Origin of the sequence: Phocaeicola intestinalis (genome assembly GCF_014837065.1) — a bacterium.
GTDB lineage: Bacteria > Bacteroidota > Bacteroidia > Bacteroidales > Bacteroidaceae > Phocaeicola > Phocaeicola intestinalis.
This window is the reverse complement of sequence record NZ_JACSPP010000030.1, coordinates 1-23,962: the sequence shown is the minus strand read 5'-3', so window position 1 is coordinate 23,962 and position 23,962 is coordinate 1. Positions and strand designations below refer to the sequence as shown.

Annotated in this window: 22 protein-coding genes; 11 read left to right on the top strand and 11 right to left on the bottom strand. The window is 48.5% G+C overall.

The genetic code is table 11. The features are described 5' to 3' along the window. Positions 1 to 68: 68 nt before the first annotated feature. The 3 genes from H9625_RS10315 to H9625_RS10305 all read right to left on the bottom strand — a co-directional run bounded on the left by H9625_RS10315 (position 69) and on the right by H9625_RS10305 (position 2,808). Positions 69 to 1,037 carry a FecR family protein gene (locus H9625_RS10315; RefSeq protein ID WP_191764237.1) on the bottom strand — a complete coding sequence of 323 codons (969 nt, stop codon included), beginning with the start codon at positions 1,035 to 1,037 and terminating at the stop codon, positions 69 to 71. Further along, positions 1,034 to 1,636, bottom strand: a complete 603-nt coding sequence (locus H9625_RS10310; protein WP_087251275.1) for an RNA polymerase sigma factor — start codon at positions 1,634 to 1,636, stop codon at positions 1,034 to 1,036. The genes H9625_RS10315 and H9625_RS10310 overlap by 4 nt, the downstream gene beginning before the upstream one ends. Positions 1,637 to 1,920: 284 nt before the next feature. Beyond that, the gene (locus H9625_RS10305; protein ID WP_087407163.1) at positions 1,921 to 2,808 is read right to left on the bottom strand and encodes a helix-turn-helix domain-containing protein; all 888 of its coding nucleotides are present in this window, start codon (positions 2,806 to 2,808) and stop codon (positions 1,921 to 1,923) included. Positions 2,809 to 3,004: 196 nt separating this feature from the next. Here H9625_RS10305 and H9625_RS10300 point away from each other — a divergent pair, with 196 nt between their 5' ends. The 5 genes from H9625_RS10300 (at position 3,005) to H9625_RS10280 (ending at position 9,241) form a co-directional block, all read left to right on the top strand. Continuing rightward, on the top strand, positions 3,005 to 4,027 hold the full coding sequence (locus H9625_RS10300; protein WP_191764235.1) for an efflux RND transporter periplasmic adaptor subunit: 1,023 nt from the start codon (positions 3,005 to 3,007) through the stop codon (positions 4,025 to 4,027). A gap of 62 nt (positions 4,028 to 4,089) precedes the next feature. Further along, positions 4,090 to 4,260: a hypothetical protein gene (locus tag H9625_RS10295; RefSeq protein ID WP_191764233.1), complete on the top strand. Its 171-nt coding sequence runs from the start codon at positions 4,090 to 4,092 to the stop codon at positions 4,258 to 4,260. A 12-nt stretch (positions 4,261 to 4,272) separates the two neighbouring features. Then, positions 4,273 to 7,383 carry an efflux RND transporter permease subunit gene (locus H9625_RS10290; RefSeq protein ID WP_191764231.1) on the top strand — a complete coding sequence of 1,037 codons (3,111 nt, stop codon included), beginning with the start codon at positions 4,273 to 4,275 and terminating at the stop codon, positions 7,381 to 7,383. 233 nt (positions 7,384 to 7,616) lie between these two features. After that, a complete protein-coding gene (locus tag H9625_RS10285; RefSeq protein WP_191764229.1) occupies positions 7,617 to 8,900 on the top strand; it encodes a TolC family protein in 1,284 nt (427 codons plus the stop codon). A gap of 116 nt (positions 8,901 to 9,016) precedes the next feature. Beyond that, entirely contained in the window at positions 9,017 to 9,241 is a 225-nt protein-coding gene (locus H9625_RS10280) for a winged helix-turn-helix domain-containing protein (protein WP_022039793.1), read from the top strand. A gap of 281 nt (positions 9,242 to 9,522) precedes the next feature. On the opposite strand, the gene H9625_RS10275 is transcribed toward H9625_RS10280, so the two are convergent. Beyond that, positions 9,523 to 9,861: a translation initiation factor gene (locus H9625_RS10275; RefSeq protein ID WP_022039794.1), complete on the bottom strand. Its 339-nt coding sequence runs from the start codon at positions 9,859 to 9,861 to the stop codon at positions 9,523 to 9,525. A gap of 114 nt (positions 9,862 to 9,975) precedes the next feature. Here H9625_RS10275 and H9625_RS10270 point away from each other — a divergent pair, with 114 nt between their 5' ends. The 3 genes from H9625_RS10270 to ispF all read left to right on the top strand — a co-directional run bounded on the left by H9625_RS10270 (position 9,976) and on the right by ispF (position 11,821). Next, entirely contained in the window at positions 9,976 to 10,626 is a 651-nt protein-coding gene (locus H9625_RS10270) for a redox-sensing transcriptional repressor Rex (protein WP_087406853.1), read from the top strand. A 101-nt stretch (positions 10,627 to 10,727) separates the two neighbouring features. Continuing rightward, complete coding sequence (locus H9625_RS10265; protein WP_022039796.1) at positions 10,728 to 11,345, top strand: fumarylacetoacetate hydrolase family protein; 618 nt, start codon at positions 10,728 to 10,730, stop codon at positions 11,343 to 11,345. After that, the gene (gene ispF / locus H9625_RS10260) at positions 11,342 to 11,821 is read left to right on the top strand and encodes a 2-C-methyl-D-erythritol 2,4-cyclodiphosphate synthase (protein ID WP_022039797.1); all 480 of its coding nucleotides are present in this window, start codon (positions 11,342 to 11,344) and stop codon (positions 11,819 to 11,821) included. Before H9625_RS10265 ends, ispF begins: the two co-directional genes overlap by 4 nt. A gap of 123 nt (positions 11,822 to 11,944) precedes the next feature. Here the strand turns inward: ispF and menA are convergent, their stop codons facing one another. The 6 genes from menA to H9625_RS10230 all read right to left on the bottom strand — a co-directional run bounded on the left by menA (position 11,945) and on the right by H9625_RS10230 (position 18,048). Further along, positions 11,945 to 12,838, bottom strand: a complete 894-nt coding sequence (gene menA, locus H9625_RS10255; RefSeq protein ID WP_394354932.1) for a 1,4-dihydroxy-2-naphthoate octaprenyltransferase — start codon at positions 12,836 to 12,838, stop codon at positions 11,945 to 11,947. A gap of 210 nt (positions 12,839 to 13,048) precedes the next feature. Further along, positions 13,049 to 15,541 carry a zinc-dependent metalloprotease gene (locus H9625_RS10250; protein WP_191764227.1) on the bottom strand — a complete coding sequence of 831 codons (2,493 nt, stop codon included), beginning with the start codon at positions 15,539 to 15,541 and terminating at the stop codon, positions 13,049 to 13,051. A 4-nt stretch (positions 15,542 to 15,545) separates the two neighbouring features. Further along, positions 15,546 to 16,148, bottom strand: a complete 603-nt coding sequence (gene nadD, locus H9625_RS10245; protein ID WP_022039800.1) for a nicotinate-nucleotide adenylyltransferase — start codon at positions 16,146 to 16,148, stop codon at positions 15,546 to 15,548. After that, the gene (locus H9625_RS10240) at positions 16,130 to 16,312 is read right to left on the bottom strand and encodes a hypothetical protein (RefSeq protein WP_022039801.1); all 183 of its coding nucleotides are present in this window, start codon (positions 16,310 to 16,312) and stop codon (positions 16,130 to 16,132) included. Before H9625_RS10240 ends, nadD begins: the two co-directional genes overlap by 19 nt. Positions 16,313 to 16,481: 169 nt before the next feature. After that, entirely contained in the window at positions 16,482 to 17,048 is a 567-nt protein-coding gene (gene gmk, locus H9625_RS10235) for a guanylate kinase (protein WP_191764225.1), read from the bottom strand. 124 nt (positions 17,049 to 17,172) lie between these two features. After that, the gene (locus H9625_RS10230; RefSeq protein ID WP_022039803.1) at positions 17,173 to 18,048 is read right to left on the bottom strand and encodes a YicC/YloC family endoribonuclease; all 876 of its coding nucleotides are present in this window, start codon (positions 18,046 to 18,048) and stop codon (positions 17,173 to 17,175) included. Positions 18,049 to 18,367: 319 nt separating this feature from the next. Between H9625_RS10230 and H9625_RS10225 the strand changes: the two genes are divergently transcribed. The 3 genes from H9625_RS10225 (at position 18,368) to H9625_RS10215 (ending at position 23,100) form a co-directional block, all read left to right on the top strand. Beyond that, a complete protein-coding gene (locus tag H9625_RS10225; protein WP_041584458.1) occupies positions 18,368 to 19,072 on the top strand; it encodes a M48 family metallopeptidase in 705 nt (234 codons plus the stop codon). Positions 19,073 to 19,258: 186 nt separating this feature from the next. Continuing rightward, on the top strand, positions 19,259 to 20,416 hold the full coding sequence (gene araJ, locus H9625_RS10220) for an MFS transporter AraJ (protein WP_022039805.1): 1,158 nt from the start codon (positions 19,259 to 19,261) through the stop codon (positions 20,414 to 20,416). 86 nt (positions 20,417 to 20,502) lie between these two features. Continuing rightward, the gene (locus H9625_RS10215; RefSeq protein ID WP_225226398.1) at positions 20,503 to 23,100 is read left to right on the top strand and encodes a glycoside hydrolase family 31 protein; all 2,598 of its coding nucleotides are present in this window, start codon (positions 20,503 to 20,505) and stop codon (positions 23,098 to 23,100) included. A 216-nt stretch (positions 23,101 to 23,316) separates the two neighbouring features. On the opposite strand, the gene H9625_RS10210 is transcribed toward H9625_RS10215, so the two are convergent. Then, a complete protein-coding gene (locus H9625_RS10210) occupies positions 23,317 to 23,778 on the bottom strand; it encodes a hypothetical protein (protein WP_191764223.1) in 462 nt (153 codons plus the stop codon). Between the last annotated feature and the right edge of the window lie 184 nt (positions 23,779 to 23,962).

Genomic DNA, 23,962 nt, shown 5'->3' with positions numbered 1-23,962 from the left:
TTTCTGAACAATAGAGACGCAAAAGGCTTCAAAATCCCATACGAAAGCGTTACAATGCCATTACGATTTTATTTCTTGCTTACAAGGATGGTGTCATTTTGGGAGGTGAATTGCAGAGGCGTGATGTTTTCCATGCTCGAAAGTACTTCACGAAGTGTTTTTCCTTTCAGCGTAAGGGTGTAACAATAGTGGCATACCGTACTGTCTGTTATTTGGAAATGTGCATTGTATTTTCGGCTTACTATTTCCAAAACGTCGGGCAGTAAGGCATCGTTGAACCGGATAAGGTCTGATTTCCAGTCGGCATAACACGTGTTTGTTCCGGTACGGACAGAAAGGTCTTCGGTCCGCTTGTTGTAAACGGCACACTCTCCTGGATGCAAGGTGGTTTGGCTGGAATTGGTACAGAGATTGATGCGCCCTTCATCCAGCTTTACTTGGATGTTTTCGTCTTGCCTGTTTGCCATGACATTAAAAGAAGTGCCTAATACGTTGACGCTTACATCTCCTATATGGATGATGAAAGGACATTCCGGATTGGATGCCACATCAAAGTAAGCTTCGCCGGAAAAGTCTACTTCACGTTTCTCCTTAGTAAAGGAAACGGGGTATCGGATGCTTGCGCCGGGACCCAAAAAGACGGAAGTTCCGTCCTGGAATACCAGGTTGGTCTTTTCTCCGTAAGGAACGGATAGGGTGCGCCAGGCTATCGGGGACTCGGAGGAAGGAAATAGGTTTCGGTATGAAATGAAGCCTATTACTATAATAATAGGTATCAGGATGGCTGCATATTGCCATTTAAACCGGATGAAGCCGAGGGGATGTGACATTTGTTGCGAAATCTGTTTCCACATTCTTGTCGATGGAATCTCATTGGGCATACGGATTTGCCCGTTGTTCCATTGTTGGTCGATGTGCTCCGCCAGATAGCGTTGTCCTTCTTCGCTTCCCAACCATGTGATTACGTATCGGGATTCTTCTGCGTTTCCTTGATCGTCCAATACTCTTTTGATTGTTTCTTCGTCCGGTTTTTTCATCCTCTTTCTCCTGTCATTAATATGATGGTTCCTATTGCTATTAGGTATGCCATGTTTTTCTTCAAATATCTTTTTAAAAATTTCAGCAGGTTTGTATAATGGTTTTGTATGGTTTTGACGGATACGCCAAGTTGCTCTGCTATTTGTTCATTGCTTAAATCCTCTTCTATTTTAAGCGCACAGATTTTCCTTTCTTGTTCGGGCAAGCGTTTGATGGCGGCGTATAGGCTCGTCAGTTTTTGTTCTGCTTTCCGTCTTTCTTCGGGAGTATCTTGCATTGTTTTTTGCATAGCCCTCATTTCGTAAGCCAAGGCAATTTCTTTATTGTTGGTTCGGAGCCGTTTCAATATGAGATTTTTGGCAGAAGTGTAAAGGTAGTTTCGTAGGTTGTCCGGTACGGGAATGCGTGGGGCTGATTCCCATAGGTCGAGAAAAGTTTGTTGCACAATGTCTTCGGCAAACATCCTTTCTTTCATGTATTGTAGGGCAAGTGCGTAAAGTATTCGGTGATACCTGTCATAAAGAAGGGTGAAAGCTTCCGAATCCTTGCGTTGTATTAGAATGAAAAGGCTTTCATCTGTTAGGTCTGGACTTTTCATGCAATGAAGTTTTAATAGGACGCAAATGTACACGATAAATCTTAGATTTGTGTTTCATTGATATGACATTTCTTTCTTGATAAGCATGTTGGCAAAGACGGTTAATAGTTCCTAATCGGTTTATATGTACTGAAACTACAGTTTCAGTACATATAAACTAAAGTTTTAAGTAGGTGAAACTATAGTTTCAGTATATTTAAACTTATGTGAAACTTAATTGCTGCCTGAAGTGAATGCGGATGTGTTTGCTTATAAGTGTGTTAGTCTTCTTTCTTTACCGCATTCTATTCTGTTTCTTTTTCTGCTAATTGTTTTCGGTATTGTTTGGGAGAAACTCCAATGTAGCGCTTTACGTATTTCCCGAAGAAAGACATGTTGGGGAAGTCCAGCTCGTTGACGATTTCCTTGATACTTTTTTCTGATTTCTTCAACATGTAGAGTACATCCTTGATGACGTATTGGTTGATGATGTCGGAAGCGGTTTCTCCGGATATCTCCTTGCATACGGCAGAGAGGTATTTGGGCGTGACGTGCAGCTTGTCGGCATAAACCGCTACCATCCGCGGTTTGGGATACGATGAGACAAGCAGGTGCAGGAACTCTTTGAACAGCCGTTCGCTGGAAGAATAGGTAGGCGTTGCGAATTTCCCGAAGCGTTCCATGGCGTCATGAAATTCGTAAAGGAATGCTTGTATCAGTGAGTCGACGATTTCTTTTTGATGGCGTAGCGGAATGCCCGTCAGTTTCGAACGGAGCAAGTCATAATACTGGCGAAACATGTCGGCTTCTTCGGGTTTTAGCGTGAGGATGGGGTTCTGTTCCAGGTATTTCAGGATATCCCAGCTGTTGTTCGAAATTACTGCAAGCTGGCTGATGTATTCTGGCGACATGCAGATGCAGCGGAACTGTACGTCTGCACTGACCATACTTTTTTCCAATATGATGTTGGGGTGGCAGATGAGCAGGTCGTATTCGTTCATCGTATAGGCTTCGCCGTTGATGTAGAGCGAGGCTCTCCCTTTGATGCAGAGGGCAGCTATGATGAATTCTACTCTGACGGCATTGGTTTGGCCTAATGTATGTAAGTCATCGATAAGGGCGAGCCGGTTGTCGCAATAGGTAGCGATGTGTTCTTTCGCTACTGTGTTCAGATTTCCTTGTGTGATATCCATGTTCTTATTTTCTTTTGTTTGCTGTGGCAAAATAAGTCATTATTTCTTGAAAAGACCTGATTCCAATCTCTTGAAGACTGTTCTGTTTGTCTTATTTGGCTGTATTGTTGGAAAATAGAACATTTATCAAGGAAAATAAAGCCATGTAATTTGGACTAAACTTGTTTCCTTTGCGCAGAATTTTAAAACAGTAACTATGGACAAAAAGGTTATTTTGCCGGTGTGCGCCGCTGTACTCTTGCTTGCAGGATGCGGTCAGGAAGAACAGCAGAAGACGCAAGATGTGGTTAAGGTAAAAACAATGCAGGTCGCTCCGGCGGCGATTGAAGGCACGCGTTGCTTTTCGGGTACGGTAGAAGAAACGGCAGGCACGCCGCTCAGCTTTTCGGTAATGGGAACGGTAGAAGCTGTTCATTTCCGGTTGGGTGACCGGATAGGGAAGGGGCAGCTTCTGGTTTCGGTAGACCCAACGTCGATGCAGAGCAGTTATGATGCGGCAAAAGCCACGCTGGTGCAGGCGGAAGATGCCTATCGGCGTATGAAAGAACTGCACGACAAAGGCAGTTTGCCCGAGATACAGTGGGTAGAGGTGCAGAGCAAACTCCAGCAGGCACGCTCGATGGAAGAAATGGCGCAGAAGAACTTGAAGGACTGTAAGCTGTACGCACCCTTTAGCGGTGTGATAGCTGATAAGTCGGTAGAGGTAGGGCAGAACGTAGTGCCCGGCATGGCAGTGGGTAAGTTGGTGGGAGTGAGCCAGCTGAAAGTGAAGATAGCGGTGCCCGAAGCCGAGATAGGCAGCATCGCCTTGCGCCAGCAGGCGGTCATCAAAGTGCCTGCGCTGGGAGATAAGGTGTTCGCAAGTGTGGTGAGCGAGAAAGGCATTGTTGCCAATCCGATGTCGCGCTCTTACGAAGTGAAGCTGGATGTGACGGATACAGATGGTTCTCTGATGCCGGGCATGGTAGCAGAAGTCAGTCTGGCGGGTGGAAACGCAGGAGCACAGGTGGTGATACCGGCACGTATTGTGCAACTTGATGAACAGAACCGTTCGTTCGTATGGGTAGACAATCAAAGTGTTGCAGAAAAGCGGGTGATTGCCTGCGGCGATTTTTCCGGAAACGGGGTCATTGTCACTTCCGGGCTGAATGCCGGCGACCGCATCATTGTGGAAGGCCAGCAGAAGGTATGCAACGGAACAATTATAAATGAAGAATGAAGAACGAAGAATGAAGAATATGCTGTTTTCATTCTTAGAAGCTGTTTTGAATTTATCGTGCGATGATTTGGGATGAGTTTTTGAGGCATTTTCGCTTCTGTGATGAGGAAGATAGCGGGCTATCTGACGAAGAACAGGAGCGGAAAGGACCAAAAAATCGCCCAAAGCACACACGAAAAAGGATACATCAAGCCAAGAAAAATTTTTTGGAGAAATTCCAAACAGCTTCTTAATATAAGAGACTTATGGAAAAGAAGAAACGTAACTTTGTGGAATGGGCGATGCACTACCGGCAGATTGTTATTCTTGTAGTGACCTGTCTGGTGGCATTCGGTGTGTACAGTTTGCCCGAAATGCGTAAGAATGAGTTTCCCGACTTTACCGTGCGGCAGGGAGTCGTGGTAGCTGTGGCTCCCGGAAATACGGCGCAGGAAATGGTGGAGCAGGTTACCAAACCGCTGGAAGAATACATTTTCACTTACAAGGAAGTAAAAAAGGAGAAAACTTTTTCGAAAAGCCGCGACGGCATTGTTTACATACAAGTGGAGCTGAACGATGACTTGACGAACAAAGACGAGTTCTGGAGCAAGTTCAAGCACGGCGTGTCGCAGTTCAAGGCACAACTGCCCGGCAACGTGCTGGCACTGGTGGTGCAAGACGATTTCGGCGATACTTCCGCCCTGCTGATTACGATGGAGAGCGAAGACAAGACCTATCGCGAACTGGATGACTATATGGACCTGCTGCAAGGCCGCCTGCGCCGCATCAACTCCGTAGGACGCATGACGGTGAGCGGGATGCAGAACGAACAGATATCGGTTTATCTTGACCACGACCGTCTTTCGAAGTACGGGCTGAACGAACAGACGCTTGCCCTTGGTCTGATGCAGAAAGGTTTCACCACCAGCGGCGGGCGTGTGAAGGATGGCAGCATGGTAGAGCCTATCTACGTCAGCCGCTCACTCAATACCGTGCGCGATGTGCAGGAACAAATAGTCTATACCGATCCGCAGGGCAACACCGTGCGGCTGAAAGACGTGGCACGGGTGGTGCGCGAATATCCCGACCCCGACAGCTACATCACCAACAACGGTCGTAAGTGCCTCCTGCTCTCCGTCGAGATGAAGAAGGGGCAGAACATCGTGGCAATGGGCGATGAAATCAATAAGGTGCTGGACGAGTTTCAACAGGAATTGCCGGCGGATGTCAGTATCTTCCGCATCACTGACCAGCCGAAGGTGGTGGGCGACAGTGTGTCGAACTTCCTGCACGAACTCATCATTGCCATCGTGGCGGTGGTCATCGTGGTGATGCTCCTGTTGCCCTTGCGTGTGGCATTGGTGGCTGCATCTACCATCCCGATTACCATATTTATATCGTTGGGACTGTTTTATGCTTTCGGTATCGAGTTGAATACCGTGACGTTGGCTGCGTTGATAGTCACGTTGGGTATGATTGTGGATAACTCCATTGTCATCATCGACAGCTACTTGGAGAAGCTGGGCGAAGGGATGTCACGCTGGCATGCTTCCATCTACAGTACCATGCACTTCCTCAAGTCCATTTTCTCCGCTACGCTCGCCATCAGCATCACGTTCTTCCCGTTTCTGTTTACGTTGACGGGTATGCTGAACGAGTTCGTGCTGAGTTTCCCGTGGGCGGTTTCCATCGTGTTGGGCGTGTCGTTGCTCGTGGCTACGCTACTTGTGCCTTTCATGCAGTTCTGGTTTATCCGCAAGCCTATGGGAGTAAAGGTGAATAAAGACGGCAAGAAGCCGTTCAACTTCCTCGACCTCTTGCAGAAACATTACAACTGGCTGTTCGGCAAGTGCTTCGCTCATCCCAAGATAACGGTGGCTGTCGGCGTGGTTTCTATCGTGGTGGGTGCTGTGATGTTGGCTGGTTTGCCCCAACGTATCCTGCCTGTGGCAGACCGCAACCAGTTTGCCGTGGAGATATACCTCCCTACAGGTACGGATGTGGATGTGACGGCACAGGTGGCGGACAGCATGGAACACATCTTGAGCCAAGATCCGCGTGTAGTCAGCATCGCCTCTTTCAAAGGATGCGCCTCGCCCCGTTTCCAGACGGCATACGCACCCCAGATTCCCGGCACCAACTATGCACAGTTCATCGTAAACACTACCGGTGTGAAGGACACCGAGGCACTTTTGGCGGAATACACACCGAAGTACACCGAATACTTTCCCGGTGCCCGCGTGCGTTTCAAGCAATTAAGCTATAGCGAGGCTGTCTATCCCATCGAGGTGCGCCTGTCGGGCGAGGATTTGGAGGCAATCAAGCATGACGCACAGGCAGTGCTGGAGGAGCTGAAGCGGATGCCGGGACTTATCCTTGTGCAGACCGATTTCAACGAGCCGTTGCCTGCCATTGCCGTCAATCTGAAAGAAGACGAGGCAACCCGCTTAGGCGTGACCAATCTGGGGCTGGAGTCTACCCTTGCCATGCGTTATGGAGACGGGTTGGCGATAGCTAATGTATGGGAGGGCGATTACGGCATTCCCGTCAAGCTGAAAAGCGAGAAGGCGGATCGTGCCTTGCCTGTTGAGGTGAAGGACGAACTGATACCTGTTGCTGCCGGACTTGCTGATGTGCCTTTGCGGCAGGTAGCCGATGTGGTGCCCACGTGGAAGGAGGGACAGGTAGTGCGTCGCAACGGAATCTACACCGCTACCGTGCAGGCTGACTTGGCTGTCGGAGAAAATGCCCTGAAAATGACTGCCAGGGTGCAGGAGATGATGAAAGGTGTCGAACTGTCTGAGGGGGTGACGGTCAGCTACGGCGGTGAGATGGAGAAAACCGGTGAGATGATGCCGCAAATCATGGGTGGACTGATGTTGGCAGTTGCCATCATCTTTTTCATCCTTCTGACTCACTTCCGCAAGATCAGCATTGCCTTGCTTATTTTCGGCAGCATGACACTCTGTGTCTTCGGTACTGCTTTCGGTGTATGGATTCAAGGTGTAGACTTCAGCATCACTGCTATTCTAGGCGTAGTGAGCCTCATGGGTATCATTGTGCGCAACGGCATTATCATGATAGACTATGCCGAGGAGTTGCGCGCTACGGAGCACATGACTGCCAGCGAAGCTATCTATCATTCCGCCCTGCGGCGTATGCGTCCTATCTTCCTCACGTCGGCTGCCGCCTCGATGGGTGTTATCCCGATGATATTGGGCAAGTCGAGTCTATGGATGCCGATGGGTACGGTCATTTGTTACGGTACACTCATCACGATGTTGTTCATTCTTACTGTCTTGCCGTGCTTGTACCTGCTTACTTTCCGGGGCAGCAGCAAGAAACGTGAAAAATGGGATTCCTTGGAGCAACAGTGATACTCTTGTTAGGGTGTTGATGATATCCCATGTATGGGGTCGGATACACCTTATATTATATATAGAATGCAAAACAGAAATTGAATATCCGTAAACATCTCCTGTAGGGGCGTATCGCATACGCCCGAATGCGCAACTAATCCACGTGGATGTTTTCAGGGCGTATGCGATACGCCCCTACAGGGCAATTGGGTAAAATGCGGATATTCATTAAACAGAAATAACGTTGAAAGATGAAACATACAAGTAAATGCTTTTTGATGGTTTGGGTATGGGGCTGCATGGCTGCCCCGCTTGCCGCCCAGCAGGTTTACACACTGGACGAATGTATAGAAAGCGCTTTGCTGAACAATGCCCGTATGAAAAATGCCGCCAATGACCTTGCTTCCGCACGCCACGAGCGCAAGGAGGCGTTCACCAACTATTTCCCCAGCATCAGTGCTACGGGCGGAGGTTTCCTGTCCTCCACCCACTTGTTGGGTATGGAGATGGGACCTGGTATGTCGTTGGGATTGATGAAGGATGGTCTTGTGGGTGGCGTTACCGCTTCGATGCCCCTCTTTACCGGAGGTCAGATTGTGCAAGGCAACAAACTCTCTGAGGTGAACGTGGAGAAATACCGCCTCTTGGGCAGGCAGGCGGAGAACGAGGTAAAGCTTACTGCCGAGCAATACTACTGGCAGGTAGCGATGCTGAAGGAGAAGCTCCGCACGCTGCACGTGGTGGAGGCGCAGCTGGCGGAAATTCTGAAGGATGTGGATGCCGCCGTGCAGGCAGGTGTGACCAACCGTAACGACCTGCTTCAGGTGCAGCTGAGGCAGAACGACACGCGCAGCACACGCATCAATGTGGAGAACAGCCTCGCTCTGTCGCGCCGTCTGTTGGCGCAATACATCGGTACGCCGGGTGACAGTGTGGATGTAGACTTCGCAGTGGCAGACTCGCTACCCGAACCGCCCGATGCGCTTTATCGTCGTCCCGATGAGTCGCTTGCCCTTACTCCCGAATACAACCTGTTGCAGGCAAAGCTGAAGGCAAGCCGCATTGAGCGGAAGATGACGCTTGGCAAGCAATTGCCTACGGTAGCGATAGGCGGCGGATTTGTTTATGATAACCTGCTGGACCGCGACCGCAATTATTGGGTGGGCTTCGCTACGGTAAGCGTGCCTCTGAGCGGCTGGTGGGAAGGCAGCCATAGTCTGAAGCGCAGCAAGCTGGCGGTGCGTACCGAGGAAAACAACCTGCGCAACGGCAGCGAACTGCTGGTCATTAACATGCAGAACACATGGAATGCCGTGACCGATGCCTATAAGCAAGTACGTATAGCTATCGAGAGTATCGGGCAGTCGGCAGAGAACCTTCGTCTGCAGACCGACTACTATCATGCCGGTACCTGCACCATGAGCGACTTGTTGGAGGCGCAGACTCTTTTCCAGCAAAGCCGCGACCGATATGTGGAAGCATATGCACAATATGCAGTGAAGAAGCGTGAGTATTTGCAGTCAACAGGACGTTGACGGTCAGGAACGTAATGGCTTTTTAACCAAAAATTCTGATGAAAGGAACATTGCTTTTCACAAAGAAACCTTAACTTTGTGTGCAATTAAATTAGAACCAGCTAAAATTTCGTATTATGGACAAAACAACAATTGGAACAAATGCAGGCATTGTCTGGCGCACAATAAACAGTAGCGGCAGATCCTGGAAGTATGAAGAGTTGAAGAAAGAAACACAACTTTCCGACCGCGATCTGAATGCGGCTATCGGATGGTTGGCGCGTGAGAATAAGATTGAATTTGACTCTGAAATGCCCGATGGCGAAGAAGTGATGCACGTAGAGATGAACGTGTACTTTTGAAAACAAAGACACAATGAATAGTCCGGTTTGTGAATTGTATAAATCGGGCTATTTTTTATTTATGCGTATCGCACACTCATGGCACAGAACCTACTTCTTCTGTGCCAGTGGCATAAACTCCAAAGGCCCCCTCAAACGAACATAAGTGATACGACCGACTCACTTATGTGAAACGCTCGGGTTACTTATGTTAAACGATCCACTCACTTATGTTCATCAGAAGGTATGCTTGAACGCATGTCAAACCAAGAAAACTTTTTGTAGAAATTCGAAACTGTTTCTTATTTTGTTTGTGTGTAGCCTTCAGTGTGCAATATGTCTATAAGGCGTTGTTTCATATCGCCTTGTATCAAGATTTCTCCGTCTTTTACAGAACCGCCTGTTCCGCATTTTGTCTTGAGAAGCTTGCCTAAAGCATTCAGGTCGGTTTCGGTACCGATGAATCCTTTGATTACGGTTACGGTTTTTCCTCCTCTTCCTTTCCGCTCGATGTTGACACGCAAAGGTTGCCGGTTTTTCTCAAGGGTAGGTGTCTCTTCTTCACCTGTTTCTTCGTACTTGAAATCAGGATTTGTGGAGTATACAATGTTCAGCCGGTCTTTCCAATCGTTTTTTTTCATGTGTGATGGTTTAGAATGTGTCCAAAGTTAAGTACATTTTTCAATATTCGTGTAATATTTACAAATAAATCGCTTATTTTTGCGGAAAGAGAATAATCGATTAACTGAAGTTGGATGGCAATACGTACGCATAAAAATACAGACAAGGTTCCGGAACCTACCTTGAGGCGGCTTCCTTGGTATCTTTCGTGTGCGAAGCTGATGCGGGAGAAAAATGAAAGGTTTGTTTCATCTACCCAGATTTCGAAACAAATCAATATCGATGCGTCGCAAATAGCGAAAGACCTTTCGTATGTAGACATTGCTGGACGTACAAGGGTAGGTTATGAAATAGATGTATTGGTCCGGGTGTTGGAGGACTTTTTGGGATTTACCAATCTGCATCGTGCTTATTTGTTTGGTGTCGGAAGCCTGGGTGGTGCTTTGTTGCGCGATTCGGGTCTGGTGCATTTCGGCTTGCAGCTAGTGGGAGCATTCGATATCAATCCCGACTTGGTGGGCACCGAAATCAACGGCATTCCTATTTATCATACCGATGAGTTTGAAGCACGTATGCAGATTGACCTCGTAAATATCGGTGTACTGACAGTACCTATTTCCATATCGCAGGAGATAACCGACAAGATGGTGGCTGGGGGCATCAAGGCAGTGTGGAACTTTACTCCTTTCCGTATCCGGGTGCCCGAGCATATCGTGGTGCAGAACACATCGTTGTATGCTCATCTGGCGGTGATGTTTAATCGGTTGAATGAGATGAATACTTGAACTCACTACAGATTGCACAGATTTTTAAGCCGGAGTGCAAAAGCAGAGATACGGTCTTTATCCTTTTATCTGTGTAATTTATGGTGAAAAGAAAAATATGTATGAAGATTATAGCAGTAGGAATGAATTATCCGTTGCATTGCAAAGAACTGCACGCCACGGAACCTTTGCCGGAAGAACCGGTCATCTTTATGAAGCCAGATTCGGCTCTTTTGAAAGACAGCAAACCTTTTTTTATTCCTGATTTTTGCCGGCAGGTAGATTATGAGACGGAACTGGTAGTGCGTATCTGCCGGTTGGGAAAGAATATAGCCGAGCGTTTTGCCTGCCGTTATTACGATGCCGTAACGGTGGGCATTGATTTTACGGCACGCGATTTACAACACCGGTTTCGTGCAGAAGGTAAACCGTGGGAGCTTTGCAAAGGTTTCGACAATTCGGCGGCTATCGGCGATTGGGTTCCGGTGGAGCAATTCCCCACAATTCAGAATATCCGTTTTCACCTTGATATTGACGGACAGACGGTGCAACAGGGAAACACGTGTGATATGATTTTCACGGTTGACCGGATTATTGCTTATGTGAGCCGGTTCTGTACGTTGAAAATAGGCGACTTGCTCTATACAGGTACTCCAGTCGGGGTAGGACCGGTAGCGATAGGCAATCATTTGGAAGGATATTTGGAAGACAGGAAAGTATTAGATTTCAATATACGATGAAGATACGTACAGGATTCGGATTTGATGTTCACCGTCTGGTGGAAGGACGTGACTTGTGGTTGGGTGGAATTTTGGTCCCGCATACTTTGGGCTTGTTGGGTCATTCAGATGCCGATGTATTGATTCATGCCATTTGTGATGCTTTGCTTGGAGCAGCCAATATGCGTGATATCGGGTATCATTTCCCGGATTCGGCAAGTGAATTTGAAAATATTGATAGTAAAGTGTTGCTTCGGAAAACTGTTGGACTCATAGCATCGAAAGGATATCGCATCGGGAATATCGATGCCACGGTATGTGCCGAGCGTCCGAAACTGAAAAACTACATCCCACAGATGCAGAAAGTGTTGGCAGAGGTAATGAACATTGATGTGGATGATGTGTCCATCAAGGCGACCACAACCGAGAAATTGGGCTTTACCGGTCGTGAGGAAGGCATCTCGGCGTATGCCGTAGTGTTGATTTCGAAGGATTGATTTTTGAACACAGATATACGGAGGCACAGAGAGTTTTTTATTCTTCTCTGTGTCTTCGTGTTGGGGTCGTAAGTGAAACAAAAACCTTGTCACCTTGCCAACTATACTTCGATGCCTTGAAAATCAGAGCAGCAAACCGGCAGAGAGCAGGATGCCGAAGAAAAACATGTTGCGGGAAGTTTCACCTAAAATAGCGTTCAGAGCCTTGCCTTTGCCGATGCGTGCCATACGGACTGTGGTAAGGATGTGTATCAGCAGGTAGAGCTCGGGTAGGATGCTTGCCCATAGTTTTCCTTGACCAACAAAATAAAAGCAAAGCCAGCAGGCTGTCAGCCCCAATAGGAAATAGACGATAAGTCCTGTTTTTGCTCCGAAGCGGACTACCAGCGTGCGCTTGCCACTGATGGCATCTTGTTCGCGGTCGCGGAAATTATTTACCATCAGCAGGGTGTCTATCACCAGTCCACAGGCTAGTGAAGCGATGGTGACAGAGCCGTTCCACGTGTGTGCCATTACATAATATGTGCATCCTACAGGCACGAAGCCAAAAAACACCAGTACCAGTATATCGCCCCATCCGTGGTAGGCCAGGGTGGTATAGAGGTAAGCGAACACCAGACAGGCAATGCCCACCGGAATCATCTCCCATCCGCTATAGTAAAGCAGGCAAAGTCCGCACAGGGCTGCCAGTGCAGTGGTGAGGAGGATGCCTTTCTTCATGTTTTGAGGCGTTATCCAGCCTTGTGCACAGGCACGTTCCGGTCCAAGACGGTCTTCGCGGTCGCTTCCTTTCAGAAAATCGTATAAATCGTTGATGAAGTTGGCATCTATTTGCATCAGGAAGGCAAACAGGAAACACAGAATGGCTGGAGTAGCCTGAAAATGTCCGTGTGCTTCTGCCAAGGCACATCCTATCATCACCGGGATGGATGCTGCCGTCAGGGTCTTGGGACGTGCAGCCAGTATCCAGGCTTGAAGTGAGTTGGGTTTTACATCTTCGTTCATAGCTTGTTTCATATTATGGGTGTATCTCCGACTCTTTATGGTAGATAATCATTTATATGAATGTCCGCATTTTACCAATAAGGAATTATTCCAGGGAGTTAAAGGGAGTTAGAATAATGGAAATCCTAACAGAACGATTGTCCTTTAACTCCTGTGAGCGAAGCGAGCATAACTCCTTTTAACTCCTTTTCATCCCATTGGCATTTTGCGGTATTCATAATCTCATTTATTCGACAACGCGTCTTCTATCAGTGCCTGCAGGTTTTCGTAATGACTCTTGGCAATGCCGGTCGTTTGGGCGGCTGCGCTTTTCACAATACGTTGCAAGGCGATAAGTTCTCCGCGGGCAATAGCCGGAGATTCCGAGTAACTCAGGCGGCGGTTCGCTTTTTCGGCTGCTTCTTCTTGTGCTTTGTCTAAAAGTCCTATTAAATCTTTTATGTAGGCTTTTTGCATATTCCGGCGGAAAATATCCGAACGCGACGGATTGTTCCAAATAGTCGTGTGCAGGTCGGCGAAAAGTTGCGAAGCGGTGTATGCCTGTTTGCCGTTCAAGGCTTCGTTTTCGCTCATCTTGTCGAACGTGTTCTTGTTGAGCAGACGGGCAAGGATATTTGATTGGAGCGAGCAGATAGCGTTGACAGGCAAGATGCGCGCTTTAGCTATCAAGTCACGGTCGATAAGCCATGTGGGTGTGGTAAAGAGCTGTTCGTTAAGGAAAGCTACGGCACGCCGTTGGATGTCGGCAGGTACGAACTCGCGTGCTACGGCATTGGTCTGTTCTACGGTGATGGGAGTAGAATAGATTCCTGCCACGTTTTTTGCCACGTGTCCCATATAGCGTGCCAGCTGGTTGATTACTTGTGTATAGATTTCAGCGGCACCGGCATACGATTTATTGGGTTCATGACTCCATTTTTCTATTTGCGGTACAATCCGTTTCAGATTTTTGATACCGTATGCACTTGCCAGCATTGAGTCGTCTCCCAAGTCTTCACTTTGATTTCGAGGGTCATTAGGGTCTGATTCCGTGCCAAAAGTATAACGTATGTCTTCGTTCAGCTTGGCGATGATGGAGCTGTTGGAGTAATCTGTTTCTTCTTCGGGAGTCTTAAACCGGGGAAGCCAGCGGTAGCCCCATTCGATTGCCCATTTGTCGTATATACCGATACGTGGAAAAATACCCTTTCGTGTGATGCTGTCTTCAGGTTGTGCTACGTAGTTGAAGCGTGCATAGTCCATGATGGAAGGTGTATGTCCGTTAGCTTCCACCCATGCCTTGTCGCGGAGTTTTTCTACCGGAACGGTGTGCGAAGAACCGAAGTTGTGGCGTAGTCCGAGGGTATGCCCTACTTCGTGTGAAGAAACAAAGCGGATGAGTTGGCCCATCAGTTCATCATCGAACTGCATTTTCCGGGTAGCTTCATCAATGGTTCCTGCCTGAATCATATACCAGTTGCGCAAGAGGCTCATAACATTATGATACCAATTGATGTGTGTCTCCAGAATTTCTCCGGTACGCGGGTCATTGATGTGCGGTCCGCTGGCATTAGGGATGTCCGAAGGTTTGTAAACGATGGCTGAATGGCGGGCATCTTCCAGACTCCATGAAGGGTCATCGGTGGGGGCTTCTTGGGCATAGATGGCGTTTTTGAATCCAGCTTTTTCGAATGCAACCTGCCAGTCGTTTACCCCTTGTATCAGATAAGGTACCCATTTCTTCGGTGTGGCAGGGTCGATGTAAATGACAATGGGTTTCTTCGGCTCTACCAGTTCGCCGCGCAGATAAGCGGCTTCATCTTTCGGTTCCAGTCGCCAGCGCGTGATGAGTTGTTTGTATTCGATGCCTTGTGGGTTTGAGTCGAAATCGGTATAACGTACGGTGAAATATCCCACACGCGGATCGAACAGGCGTGATTTCATCGGTGTTTCGGGCAGGAGCACCAATGAGCTGTTCAGTTCATAGGTAAGTGGAATGTCCGAACTTCCAGTTTCCAGGAAACCGGCTCCTTCGGCTTTTTTGCGGCTATAAGTCATTACATTGCTTATCTCGATGTTTTGCGGGAAGGCTTTCAGCGTGTCTACATACGAAGCTTCGGCGTTGAGAGCCTGCAAGCCGATATAGTCTTTGTCGCCTTTTTCAAAAGTGAAGAGCGGGTTTTCTTTCTTCAAGTATGTTCCGATGTTGAATACATAACTTCGGTGAAGCGAATCTTTGCGTACACTTTCCAGCTTGAAGCTTGCCACGATGGGCTGGATGTTCGAGTTTAGTACCGACTGGTACATTCCTTCTTTGTCTGCGGAACGTTCGCGATAGGATATTTCGCGTACCAGCAGGTTGTTTTCCGTACCAGTCTCGAAACGTACGACCTTGCTTCCTATGATGTCGCCCGGATAACCCACGCGTGATTTCTGGCGCGAGGCAGGCGCTTTGCTGATGCGGTTTACTATCAGAATGTCGCGCCCGAGCATGGAGTCGGGGATTTCAATGAAATAATTGTTAGCTACCTTGTGTACGGTCAGAAATCCGTGTGTGCTCCTGGCTTTGTCGGTGATGACTTGGCTGTAAGGTTTCAGTCCGTTTTGAGGAGCCGGTTTCTCTACTTTTTCAGTTTGTGCTTTTTTTGCCTTCTTCTTGAATATTTTGGCTTCAGCTGGCGATGAGGCTATCAGGAGAGCCGCCATTATCCATATAGGCAATATTGCTTTTTTCATATGTTTATGGTTGGTTAGAAGATTGATACAGATGTTTCTCTTGAATAATGCGGTATACTTCCGGATGTACGAAATAACGGATATCCCTTCCTTCAGCAAGTGCTTGACGGATGAAGGTGGAGCTGATTTCGAGTAGGGGCGTTTCTACCGCCTTGACTTGTGTGTACGAGGCAGGAATTGTCAGGTCGTATCCACGGCGCGGATAAACTCTGATGGAGTGGTTGCGCAGGATTTCTTCGGGGGCACGCCACTGGGCAAACTTAGCCCAGTTGTCTGCCCCGATGATGAGGATAAAGTCCCGTTCGGGATAAGTTCTGGCAAGTTGTCGTAGCGTATCGACCGTATATGACGGGCGAGGCAGTCCGAACTCGAAGTCGGAAGCACGGAAATGTGGATATCCGGCTATGGCGGCTTCTACCATTTCCAGCCGGATATAGTCGTCCAGCAGATGATCACCTTTCTTGAATGGGTTTTGTGGTGTTACCAGAAACCATACCTCATCCAGGTCTTCATATTCGCACAAATAATTGGCAAGTGCCAGGTGCCCGATATGAATGGGATTGAATGTCCCTCCGAACAGTCCGGTCTTTATACGAGTTTTTTCCATTTGAAAAAGTTTACTACTTGCCATACGGCTACAAGAAGCATGGCTGCGGCAATGATGTACTGCTGTTTGGCAAGAGCTACGATGCCTACGGCAAGAGCTGCCAATGCTATCACGATAGCTACAATCATTAGGATACTCAGGAGTTTTTTCGGGTCTTTAGGCATAATGTTTGAGCTTTAGTTTAAACTCACTATAGAAGTCTTTTAACTCTTAAGAAGAAGCTGTTTTGAATTTCTCCAAAAATTGATGTATCCGTTTTCGTGTGTGCTTTGGGCGCTAAATTTAAAACAGCTTCTTAATCATTAAATTCTTCCGTGGTAAAAGAGATTTATTTTATTGTGCCAAGAATTTCCGGATAGCTTCCAAGGCTTGGGTTTCGGCTGCCTCCAGATTGTCGTTTACGATGACTAGGTCGAACTTGGGTGCATAACTTAGTTCGAAACTGGCTTTGGCTATCCGGCTTTCTATCGTTTCGGGTGAGTCGGTGCCACGTCCTTCCAGACGTTTGCGCAGTTCGTCTATTGAAGGAGGCTGGATGAATACCGACAAGGCACGTTCTCCGTAGAACTGCTTGATGTTGCATCCTCCTACCACATCCACATCGAAGATGATGTTCTGGCCTTCGGTAAGCTGTTTTTCCACTTGCGATTTCAAGGTGCCATAGAACCGGTCGGGATATACCTCTTCGTATTCTACGAATTCACCGTTGGCAATGCGTCGTTTGAATTCTTCCGGTGTGAGAAAGAAGTATTCCACTCCGTTCTGTTCGGTTCCGCGTGGCGGGCGGCTGGTAGCGGAGATGGAAAATTGCAGGTTCAGGTCTTGTTTCAGCAGGTAGTTGATAATGGTCGATTTACCCGAGCCTGAGGGTGCTGAGAATATGATAAGTTTTCCGTTCATGTTTTTATTCTTTTTTAGTTGACAAGGTAACAGGGTGACAAGTTGACAAGGTTCTGAATAGTTTTACTTAATGGCATTTAAAGCCTTGTCAACTCGTCAACTTGTTACCTTGTCAACTTGCTTTTTACATTACGTTCAACACTTGTTCCTTGATTTGTTCCAGCTCGTCTTTCATCTGCACCACGATGTTCTGCATCTGTGCGTGGTTTGACTTGCTTCCGGTGGTATTGATTTCGCGGCCCATTTCCTGGGCGATGAATCCCAGTTTCTTGCCCTGTCCGTGTCCGCCGGCAAGCGTTTCACGGAAATAGTTCAGGTGATTGGCAAGACGTTGTTTTTCTTCGTTGATGTCCAGCTTTTCAATGTAATATATCAGTTCCTGTTCCAGCCGGTTCTTGTCGTAGTCCACTTTGACCGTCTTTTCCAGTGCATCGGTGATGCGTTCGCGTATTTTGTTCACCCGTTCCTTTTCATAGTTTTCCAGCGTGTGCAAGAGACGTTCGATGTTGTTCACTTTCTCGATGAATTTCTTTTCCAGTGCGGCTCCTTCCTGTTTACGGAAGTCTGTCAGGTGTTGCAGGGCTTCGTCGATGGCTTGGCTGGCTGCTTCCCATTCTTCGTCTGCCAGTTCCTGCACTTCCACCCGTGTCAGGACATCGGGCATGCGCAATAGCGTGGCAAACCAGTCGTTAGGTACCGGTATGTGATACGTTTCGGCAATGGAAGAAATTTGTTTGTAATAGTTTTCTACCAGTGCAGCATTGATGGGTGTAGCTGTTTCGCCGGCATCTTTCTCTATCCAGATAGAAAAGTCTACTTTTCCCCGTTCCAATGTTTTGGCAATGCGGTTGCGTATTTCCATTTCCTTTTCGCGGTAGAGTGGGGCGATGCGTGTCGACAGGTCAAGTGCCTTGCTGTTGAGAGATTTGATTTCAACGTTTATTTTTTTGTCTCCGAATGTTACGGTCGCTTTGCCGTATCCGGTCATTGATTGTATCATACGGTTCGATTTTGTTAAGTCTTGCAAAGATAGGGAATCTCTGCCAACCTGCCAAATCTCTCTCCCCGTCTAACAGGGCAAACGCATCTAATTTTTACTAATTTTTGCAGAGCACCGTTCCCTGCACGTACGTCTTCGGGATTCCCGAACAGTTTGCGCGAATGTCCAGCTGCAGATAATCCTCTCCGTCATTGAGGATAATCTGCAAAACGGAGATATCTTCACAGGCAGTTTCAATTGACTGAAACTGCCTGTGAAGATAACTGAAATGGCAAAGTTAAGTATATCTTCATTTTTTTATACCTTTGCTGCCGTTATGATAGCTAAGAAACAAATTGTAAGTGATGCCGATTTCGGGCAGATATTCATCGTGACCCGCCGTACGGTGCGCAATGTCACGATGCGGATGAAAGAAGACGGGCTGCATGTCACCACGCCTCCTTTCCGGAGCGTGAAAGCGTTGCTCGACGTAATCCGCCCTTTCCGTGAGCGCTTGCTGAAGTTGAAGGCAGATGTGTCTCCCAAGCCTTTCGATTGGGATTATAGGCTGGAGGCGGAGTGCTTCCGGTTGTGGCTCGAACCCAGCCGGCTGAAGCATTTCACCGTGCGCTCCGCCGAAGAGGGAGTAAAGATTTGTTGTCCCGAAGATACTGACTTTTCGGACAAACGGGTACAGACGTTGGTGCGGAATGCCATAGCCCGTGCCTTGAAGAAACGGGCGGAAGAGTATCTGCCTCCGTTGGTGGCATGTTGGGCAGAACGGTACGGATTGTCGTATCGGACGGTGAAGATTACCAAGGCACGCTCCCGGTGGGGAAGTTGCTCGTCGGAACGTCATATCAGCCTGTCGTATTACCTGATGCTGCTCCCGGCGCATCTGATGGATTACGTGGTATTGCACGAACTGGCACACACCCGCGAGATGAACCACGGTCCCCGCTTCTGGGAGTTGCTCGACCGGATGACGGAAGGGCGTGCACTGGCATTGCGCAAGGAGTTGCGTGCATATCGTCCGGTGTTTTGAGCTTGTTGTGCCTTGCTGTTGATGTATGTCAAAAAATGCGTATGCTTTGTGTTCCCAGCCGTTTATGTTTGATGAATTTCCTTTACCTTTGCATCCGTTTTGAATATTCACCACAGATTACACAGATTAAATCAATTATAAAATCTGTGTAATCTGTGGTGGAAAAACACAATCAGGATAATCTGTATGAAGAAAAGTTTGATGGCATTGGCTTCCGGCACGCTGGGCTTAGGAATTGCCGAGTTTGTAATGATGGGCATTCTGCCCAATGTGGCCCATGATTTGGGCATTTCTATTCCGCAGGCAGGACACTTTATTTCGGCATACGCCATTGGGGTGTGCGTAGGTGCTCCGTTGACCGTAGTGGTGGCACGTACCCGTCCGTTGAAGCAGATATTGTTGGGACTGGCAATGATTTACATCGTAGGGAATCTGTTCGCTTCGATGTCGGTGAATTATTGGATGTTGCTCCTGATGCGCTTCGTTTCGGGATTGCCTCACGGGGCATTCTTCGGCGTAGGTTCCATCGTGGCGGAACGGGTGGCGGATAAAGGAAAAGCTTCGCAGGCGGTAGCGTTGATGATAGCGGGGATGACCATTGCCAACCTCTTCGGGGTTCCTTTCGGCACGTTGTTGAGTAACCTGTTTTCGTGGCGCTTTCCTTTCGTGTTCAATGCCCTTTGGGGAGTCTTGATATTCTATCTGATTTGGCGTTGGATTCCGTATATGCCCGCTCTGCCCGACGTGGGATTGAAAGGTCAGTTCCGTTTCCTGAAGCGGCTGGCTCCGTGGCTGATTATCCTGACTACAATGTTCGGCAACGGGGGCATCTTCTGCTGGTTCAGCTATGTCACACCGCAGATGATTCACGAAGCAGGTTTCTCGCCCCATTCGATGACCGCCGTGATGATGCTTGCCGGATTGGGCATGACCATCGGTAATCTGGTGGGAGGCAAGTGCGGCGACCTTTACGGGCTGGCTCCGGTAATCCGTGTCACGCAGATGGTGATGGTATTGTCATTGCTGGGCATCTTCTTCTTTACCCGCAATCCGTACCTGTCCGTCATCCTGATGTTTGTCTGCACGGCTTGCCTCTTTGCGGTCTCTCCTCCCCAGCAATTATTGCTTTTGCAGAACTCGCGCGGCTCGGAGATGATGGGCGCGGCGTGCGTACAGATCGCTTTCAACCTGGGCAATGCCGTGGGTGCCTATCTGGGCGGATTGCCGATAGACGCCGGTATGGGTTACCGTTATCCGTCGCTGGTAGGTGTCTTCATCGTGCTTCTGGGGCTGGGGTGCATCTCGGTGTATGTGAGACGGTATGGAAAGAGTGCCATCGGATGATAATACGGTTTTTTCTGCCCTTCGTTTCTTTTGCTTTTCAGATAGATGTCTTAACTTAGGAGCTGTAATCCAAAAAAAGTTATAGCATGATGAAGAAAAGAATTTGTTGGGTATTGTTCGTTTGCCTGTGTTTTACGCTGGGATGGGCGCAATCTGTCCGTTCGTACCGGCAGGCAGAGGATAGTTTGACTGTGGTGTTATCGGAAGGGGAAATCCGACTTTATCCGTTGGCAGACAATGCCGTACGTGTGAAATATGTGCGTCAGGAGCCTGTGTTGCCCGATTGGGTGTATGTGGGGAATGACAAGCCGGCCTGGTCGGTGAAGGAAACCGGTGAAGAAATTACGTTGGGTTTGCCCGGACTGGTGGTACGGATAGACAAGGAAAAAGGAACGCTTGCTTATTTTACGCCAGAAGGGAAACCGATATTGCAGGAAAAAGAGCGGCAACTGGTGGCTTCATCGGTACAGGGAGAACCTACCAGGTGTGCCGCTCAGTGTTTTTATTCGCCTGCTGATGAAAATCTTTTCGGACTGGGACAATTTCAGGACGGGCAACTGAATGTGCGGGGACTTTCGCGCCGGCTTACACAGGTCAATACCCAGATAGCGGTTCCTTTCGTGTTGTCGGATAAAGGTTACGGCATCTTGTGGAACAATTACGGCTTGACCGAATTCAATCCTGCAGACAGCTTGATTACGTTGACGCGTACGGTTTCAAGCGGTGATGCCGAGACGGTAGATGTGACTTCTGCTGAGGGAGGAAAGCAGGAGGTGCGTGAGCGGTTCGTTTTTACTTCGTCACTGATTATTCGCGAGTCTGGGCGCTACGCCGTGATGCTTGATGTGGGGCAGACCATGGCACGCAGGCATCACTTGAAGATAGGCAATCAGACCGTATTCGATATGAAGAATCTGTGGTTGCCTCCTACGACTTCTGCCATTGTCGAATTGGAGGCTGGAGTGTATCCGGTGGAAGCCGAATTGGAAAAAGAAGACCGGCCGAAAGTGTATTACCGGAAAGTAACAGATGAAACCGTGTTCCGTTCGCCTGTAGCAGAGGCTGTTGACTATACCGTGTTTGCCGGAAAAGCTGATGAGGTGATTGCGGCATACCGTCGGGTGACAGGTGAGGTCCCGATGATGCCTCGATGGGCACTGGGCTATATTCATTGTCGGGAACGTTTCCACGGTCAGGATGAAATAGTTCAGACCGCTACACGCTTCCGTAACGATAGTTTGCCGATGGACGTCATCGTGCAGGATTGGCAATACTGGGGAAAGTATGGCTGGAATGCCATGCGTTTCGATGAATCCGGTTATCCCGACCCCAAGAAACTGGTGGACGATGTGCATGCATTGGATGCCCGCCTGATGCTTTCGGTATGGTCGAAGATAGACCCGGCATCGGAGGTGGGCAAACTGATGCAGGGCAAGGGCTATTACATTCCGCAGACTTCGTGGATTGACTTCTTCAATCCCGATGCAGCGGCTTATTATTGGGAGAACTTCAACAAACGTCTTTTGAAACCTTACGGGATAGATGCCTGGTGGCTGGATGCGACGGAGCCGGAGAACGACGACTTGCTGGGGCGGAAGGTGTGGAACCAGACAGTGCCGGGCGAGGTGTACCGCAATGTCTATCCGCTGCTGGTGAACCGTACCGTATACGAAGGGTCACGCCGTGAGATGCCCGACCGGCGGGTGATGCTGTTGACGCGAAGCGGTTTTCCCGGCATGCAACGGTATGCCACGGCAACTTGGTCGGGCGATGTGGGGCATGATTGGGAAACGCTTCGCCGGCAGATTGTGGGCGGTCTGGGCATGGTGGTGTCGGGACAGCCTTGGTGGACATACGATGCAGGCGGTTTCTTCCGTCCCGGGCAAAGCCAGTACACCGATCCGGCTTACCACGAATGTTTCCTGCGCTGGCTGCAGGCGGGCGTATTCCTGCCCTTGACCCGTGTGCACGGTTATCAGTCGGATACCGAGTTCTGGAATTATGGCGAGGAGGTGGTCGCTCTTGCCCGTCGGGCGTTGGACACCCGTTATAGCCTGTTCCCTTATATTTATTCGGAGGCCGCACGCACCCATTACGGGGGAGGAACCCTGATGCGTCCGTTAGTGATGGACTTTGCCGGCGATTCGCTTGCCTTGGCGCAGAAATACGAATACATGTTCGGACCTTCGCTGCTGGTAGCCCCGGTGGTAGAGCCGGGCAAGAACCGTTGGGAGGTGTACCTGCCGCATGTGCAAGGCGGATGGTATGACTTCTGGACCGGTGCGAAAACCGCTGGGAACGGGACTTGGGAGACCGTGCCGGTCACACTGGAACAAATTCCGGTTTTCGTCAAGGCTGGAACCATTCTGCCATTGGCTTCGGGCAAGCCGCAGACTACCCGTGAGGCTGCCGATGCCGGCTGGACCGTCCGGATATATGCCGGAGCCGATGCCGCTTATACCGTTTACGAAGATAATGGCATAGACTATGCTTACGAGCAGGGTGCGTATGCGCTCGTCCGTATGGAATGGGACGAAGCGAAGGGCGAACTGACCATCCATCCCCGTGAAGGTTCGTTCCCAGAGATGAAAGCTGTCCGTCCCCTGCGCATCATCCGCTATGCGGGCGACAGACAGGAAAAACAAGTGACATACGAAGGGGAGAAGCTGACGGTGAAATTCTGAGAGGTTGTTTTTTCTAATAAGTTTGCTTGGCAGATACGAACCAATATATGATTGAACGGTTCAGTATCTGTTCCAAGTTGTCTTCTTTTTATGTTCTCCAAGTGAAAACCGTACGGTTTCCATATCGAGAACGTACGGTTTTCAATTGGAGAACGTACGGTTTTGATATGGAAACCATAAAAGGATGATGTCTGGTGGGGAAAAGGATATTCATTTTTAATTATTTAAATCCGTGTAATCTGTGGTGAGGTAGTATTCTATATCCAAATCGACTTTGCCTGCATATTCTTTTGGAATGACGTAGGCGACATACCAAGGCTCCATAACATCTGTGAAGTCTGTTTGAATCCGGATAGACAAGTGATAACCGTCATCCGATTGAATCAGATTTTTTTGTAAATCCACAATTCCTCCATTAGCTATACCCTTTACCACCGCCAGCACACCCTCTGAGAACGGTACGCTTGCTTCGGGCTTTGTCTCTTCATCAGCAAACAGTTGGTCAAATTCGGCTTGACTTTCGATATAAACCACGGTATCTAAAGGTATGTCAAGGTCATAACCACGTCTGTAACTGATTTCATCGTATGCATACGGCAATTCCGCAAACTCATCGCTGCACGAAGCGAACGGCAAGCATACGGTTAATGTAATCAAGTAGAATAAGAAATGTTTCATAAGCATGATGTGTAAAGAATGTCCGCCATCCTCTTTCGGTAATCAGAAAGACGGACATTCTGGATGGTTGTTATAGTCAAAAAGAAATGGTTTGCGAATTAGACAACCGGAATTTAAGAGTCAGAAGTGACTCCAACTCTTCTTTATAGTTTCCGATATTGTCGAAGAAATCCTTAACGGCCTG

Excerpts from the sequence above, each read along its gene's own strand:
- H9625_RS10315 (WP_191764237.1), bottom strand. The coding sequence starts at position 1,037 with ATGAAAAAACCGGACGAAGAAACAATCAAAAGAGTATTGGACGATCAA.
- H9625_RS10310 (WP_087251275.1), bottom strand. The coding sequence starts at position 1,636 with ATGAAAAGTCCAGACCTAACAGATGAAAGCCTTTTCATTCTAATACAA.
- H9625_RS10305 (WP_087407163.1), bottom strand. The coding sequence starts at position 2,808 with ATGGATATCACACAAGGAAATCTGAACACAGTAGCGAAAGAACACATC.
- H9625_RS10300 (WP_191764235.1), top strand. The coding sequence starts at position 3,005 with ATGGACAAAAAGGTTATTTTGCCGGTGTGCGCCGCTGTACTCTTGCTT.
- H9625_RS10295 (WP_191764233.1), top strand. The coding sequence starts at position 4,090 with ATGATTTGGGATGAGTTTTTGAGGCATTTTCGCTTCTGTGATGAGGAA.
- H9625_RS10290 (WP_191764231.1), top strand. The coding sequence starts at position 4,273 with ATGGAAAAGAAGAAACGTAACTTTGTGGAATGGGCGATGCACTACCGG.
- H9625_RS10285 (WP_191764229.1), top strand. The coding sequence starts at position 7,617 with ATGAAACATACAAGTAAATGCTTTTTGATGGTTTGGGTATGGGGCTGC.
- H9625_RS10280 (WP_022039793.1), top strand. The coding sequence starts at position 9,017 with ATGGACAAAACAACAATTGGAACAAATGCAGGCATTGTCTGGCGCACA.
- H9625_RS10275 (WP_022039794.1), bottom strand. The coding sequence starts at position 9,861 with ATGAAAAAAAACGATTGGAAAGACCGGCTGAACATTGTATACTCCACA.
- H9625_RS10270 (WP_087406853.1), top strand. The coding sequence starts at position 9,976 with ATGGCAATACGTACGCATAAAAATACAGACAAGGTTCCGGAACCTACC.
- H9625_RS10265 (WP_022039796.1), top strand. The coding sequence starts at position 10,728 with ATGAAGATTATAGCAGTAGGAATGAATTATCCGTTGCATTGCAAAGAA.
- ispF (WP_022039797.1), top strand. The coding sequence starts at position 11,342 with ATGAAGATACGTACAGGATTCGGATTTGATGTTCACCGTCTGGTGGAA.
- menA (WP_394354932.1), bottom strand. The coding sequence starts at position 12,838 with ATGAAACAAGCTATGAACGAAGATGTAAAACCCAACTCACTTCAAGCC.
- H9625_RS10250 (WP_191764227.1), bottom strand. The coding sequence starts at position 15,541 with ATGAAAAAAGCAATATTGCCTATATGGATAATGGCGGCTCTCCTGATA.
- nadD (WP_022039800.1), bottom strand. The coding sequence starts at position 16,148 with ATGGAAAAAACTCGTATAAAGACCGGACTGTTCGGAGGGACATTCAAT.
- H9625_RS10240 (WP_022039801.1), bottom strand. The coding sequence starts at position 16,312 with ATGCCTAAAGACCCGAAAAAACTCCTGAGTATCCTAATGATTGTAGCT.
- gmk (WP_191764225.1), bottom strand. The coding sequence starts at position 17,048 with ATGAACGGAAAACTTATCATATTCTCAGCACCCTCAGGCTCGGGTAAA.
- H9625_RS10230 (WP_022039803.1), bottom strand. The coding sequence starts at position 18,048 with ATGATACAATCAATGACCGGATACGGCAAAGCGACCGTAACATTCGGA.
- araJ (WP_022039805.1), top strand. The coding sequence starts at position 19,259 with ATGAAGAAAAGTTTGATGGCATTGGCTTCCGGCACGCTGGGCTTAGGA.
- H9625_RS10215 (WP_225226398.1), top strand. The coding sequence starts at position 20,503 with ATGATGAAGAAAAGAATTTGTTGGGTATTGTTCGTTTGCCTGTGTTTT.
- H9625_RS10210 (WP_191764223.1), bottom strand. The coding sequence starts at position 23,778 with ATGAAACATTTCTTATTCTACTTGATTACATTAACCGTATGCTTGCCG.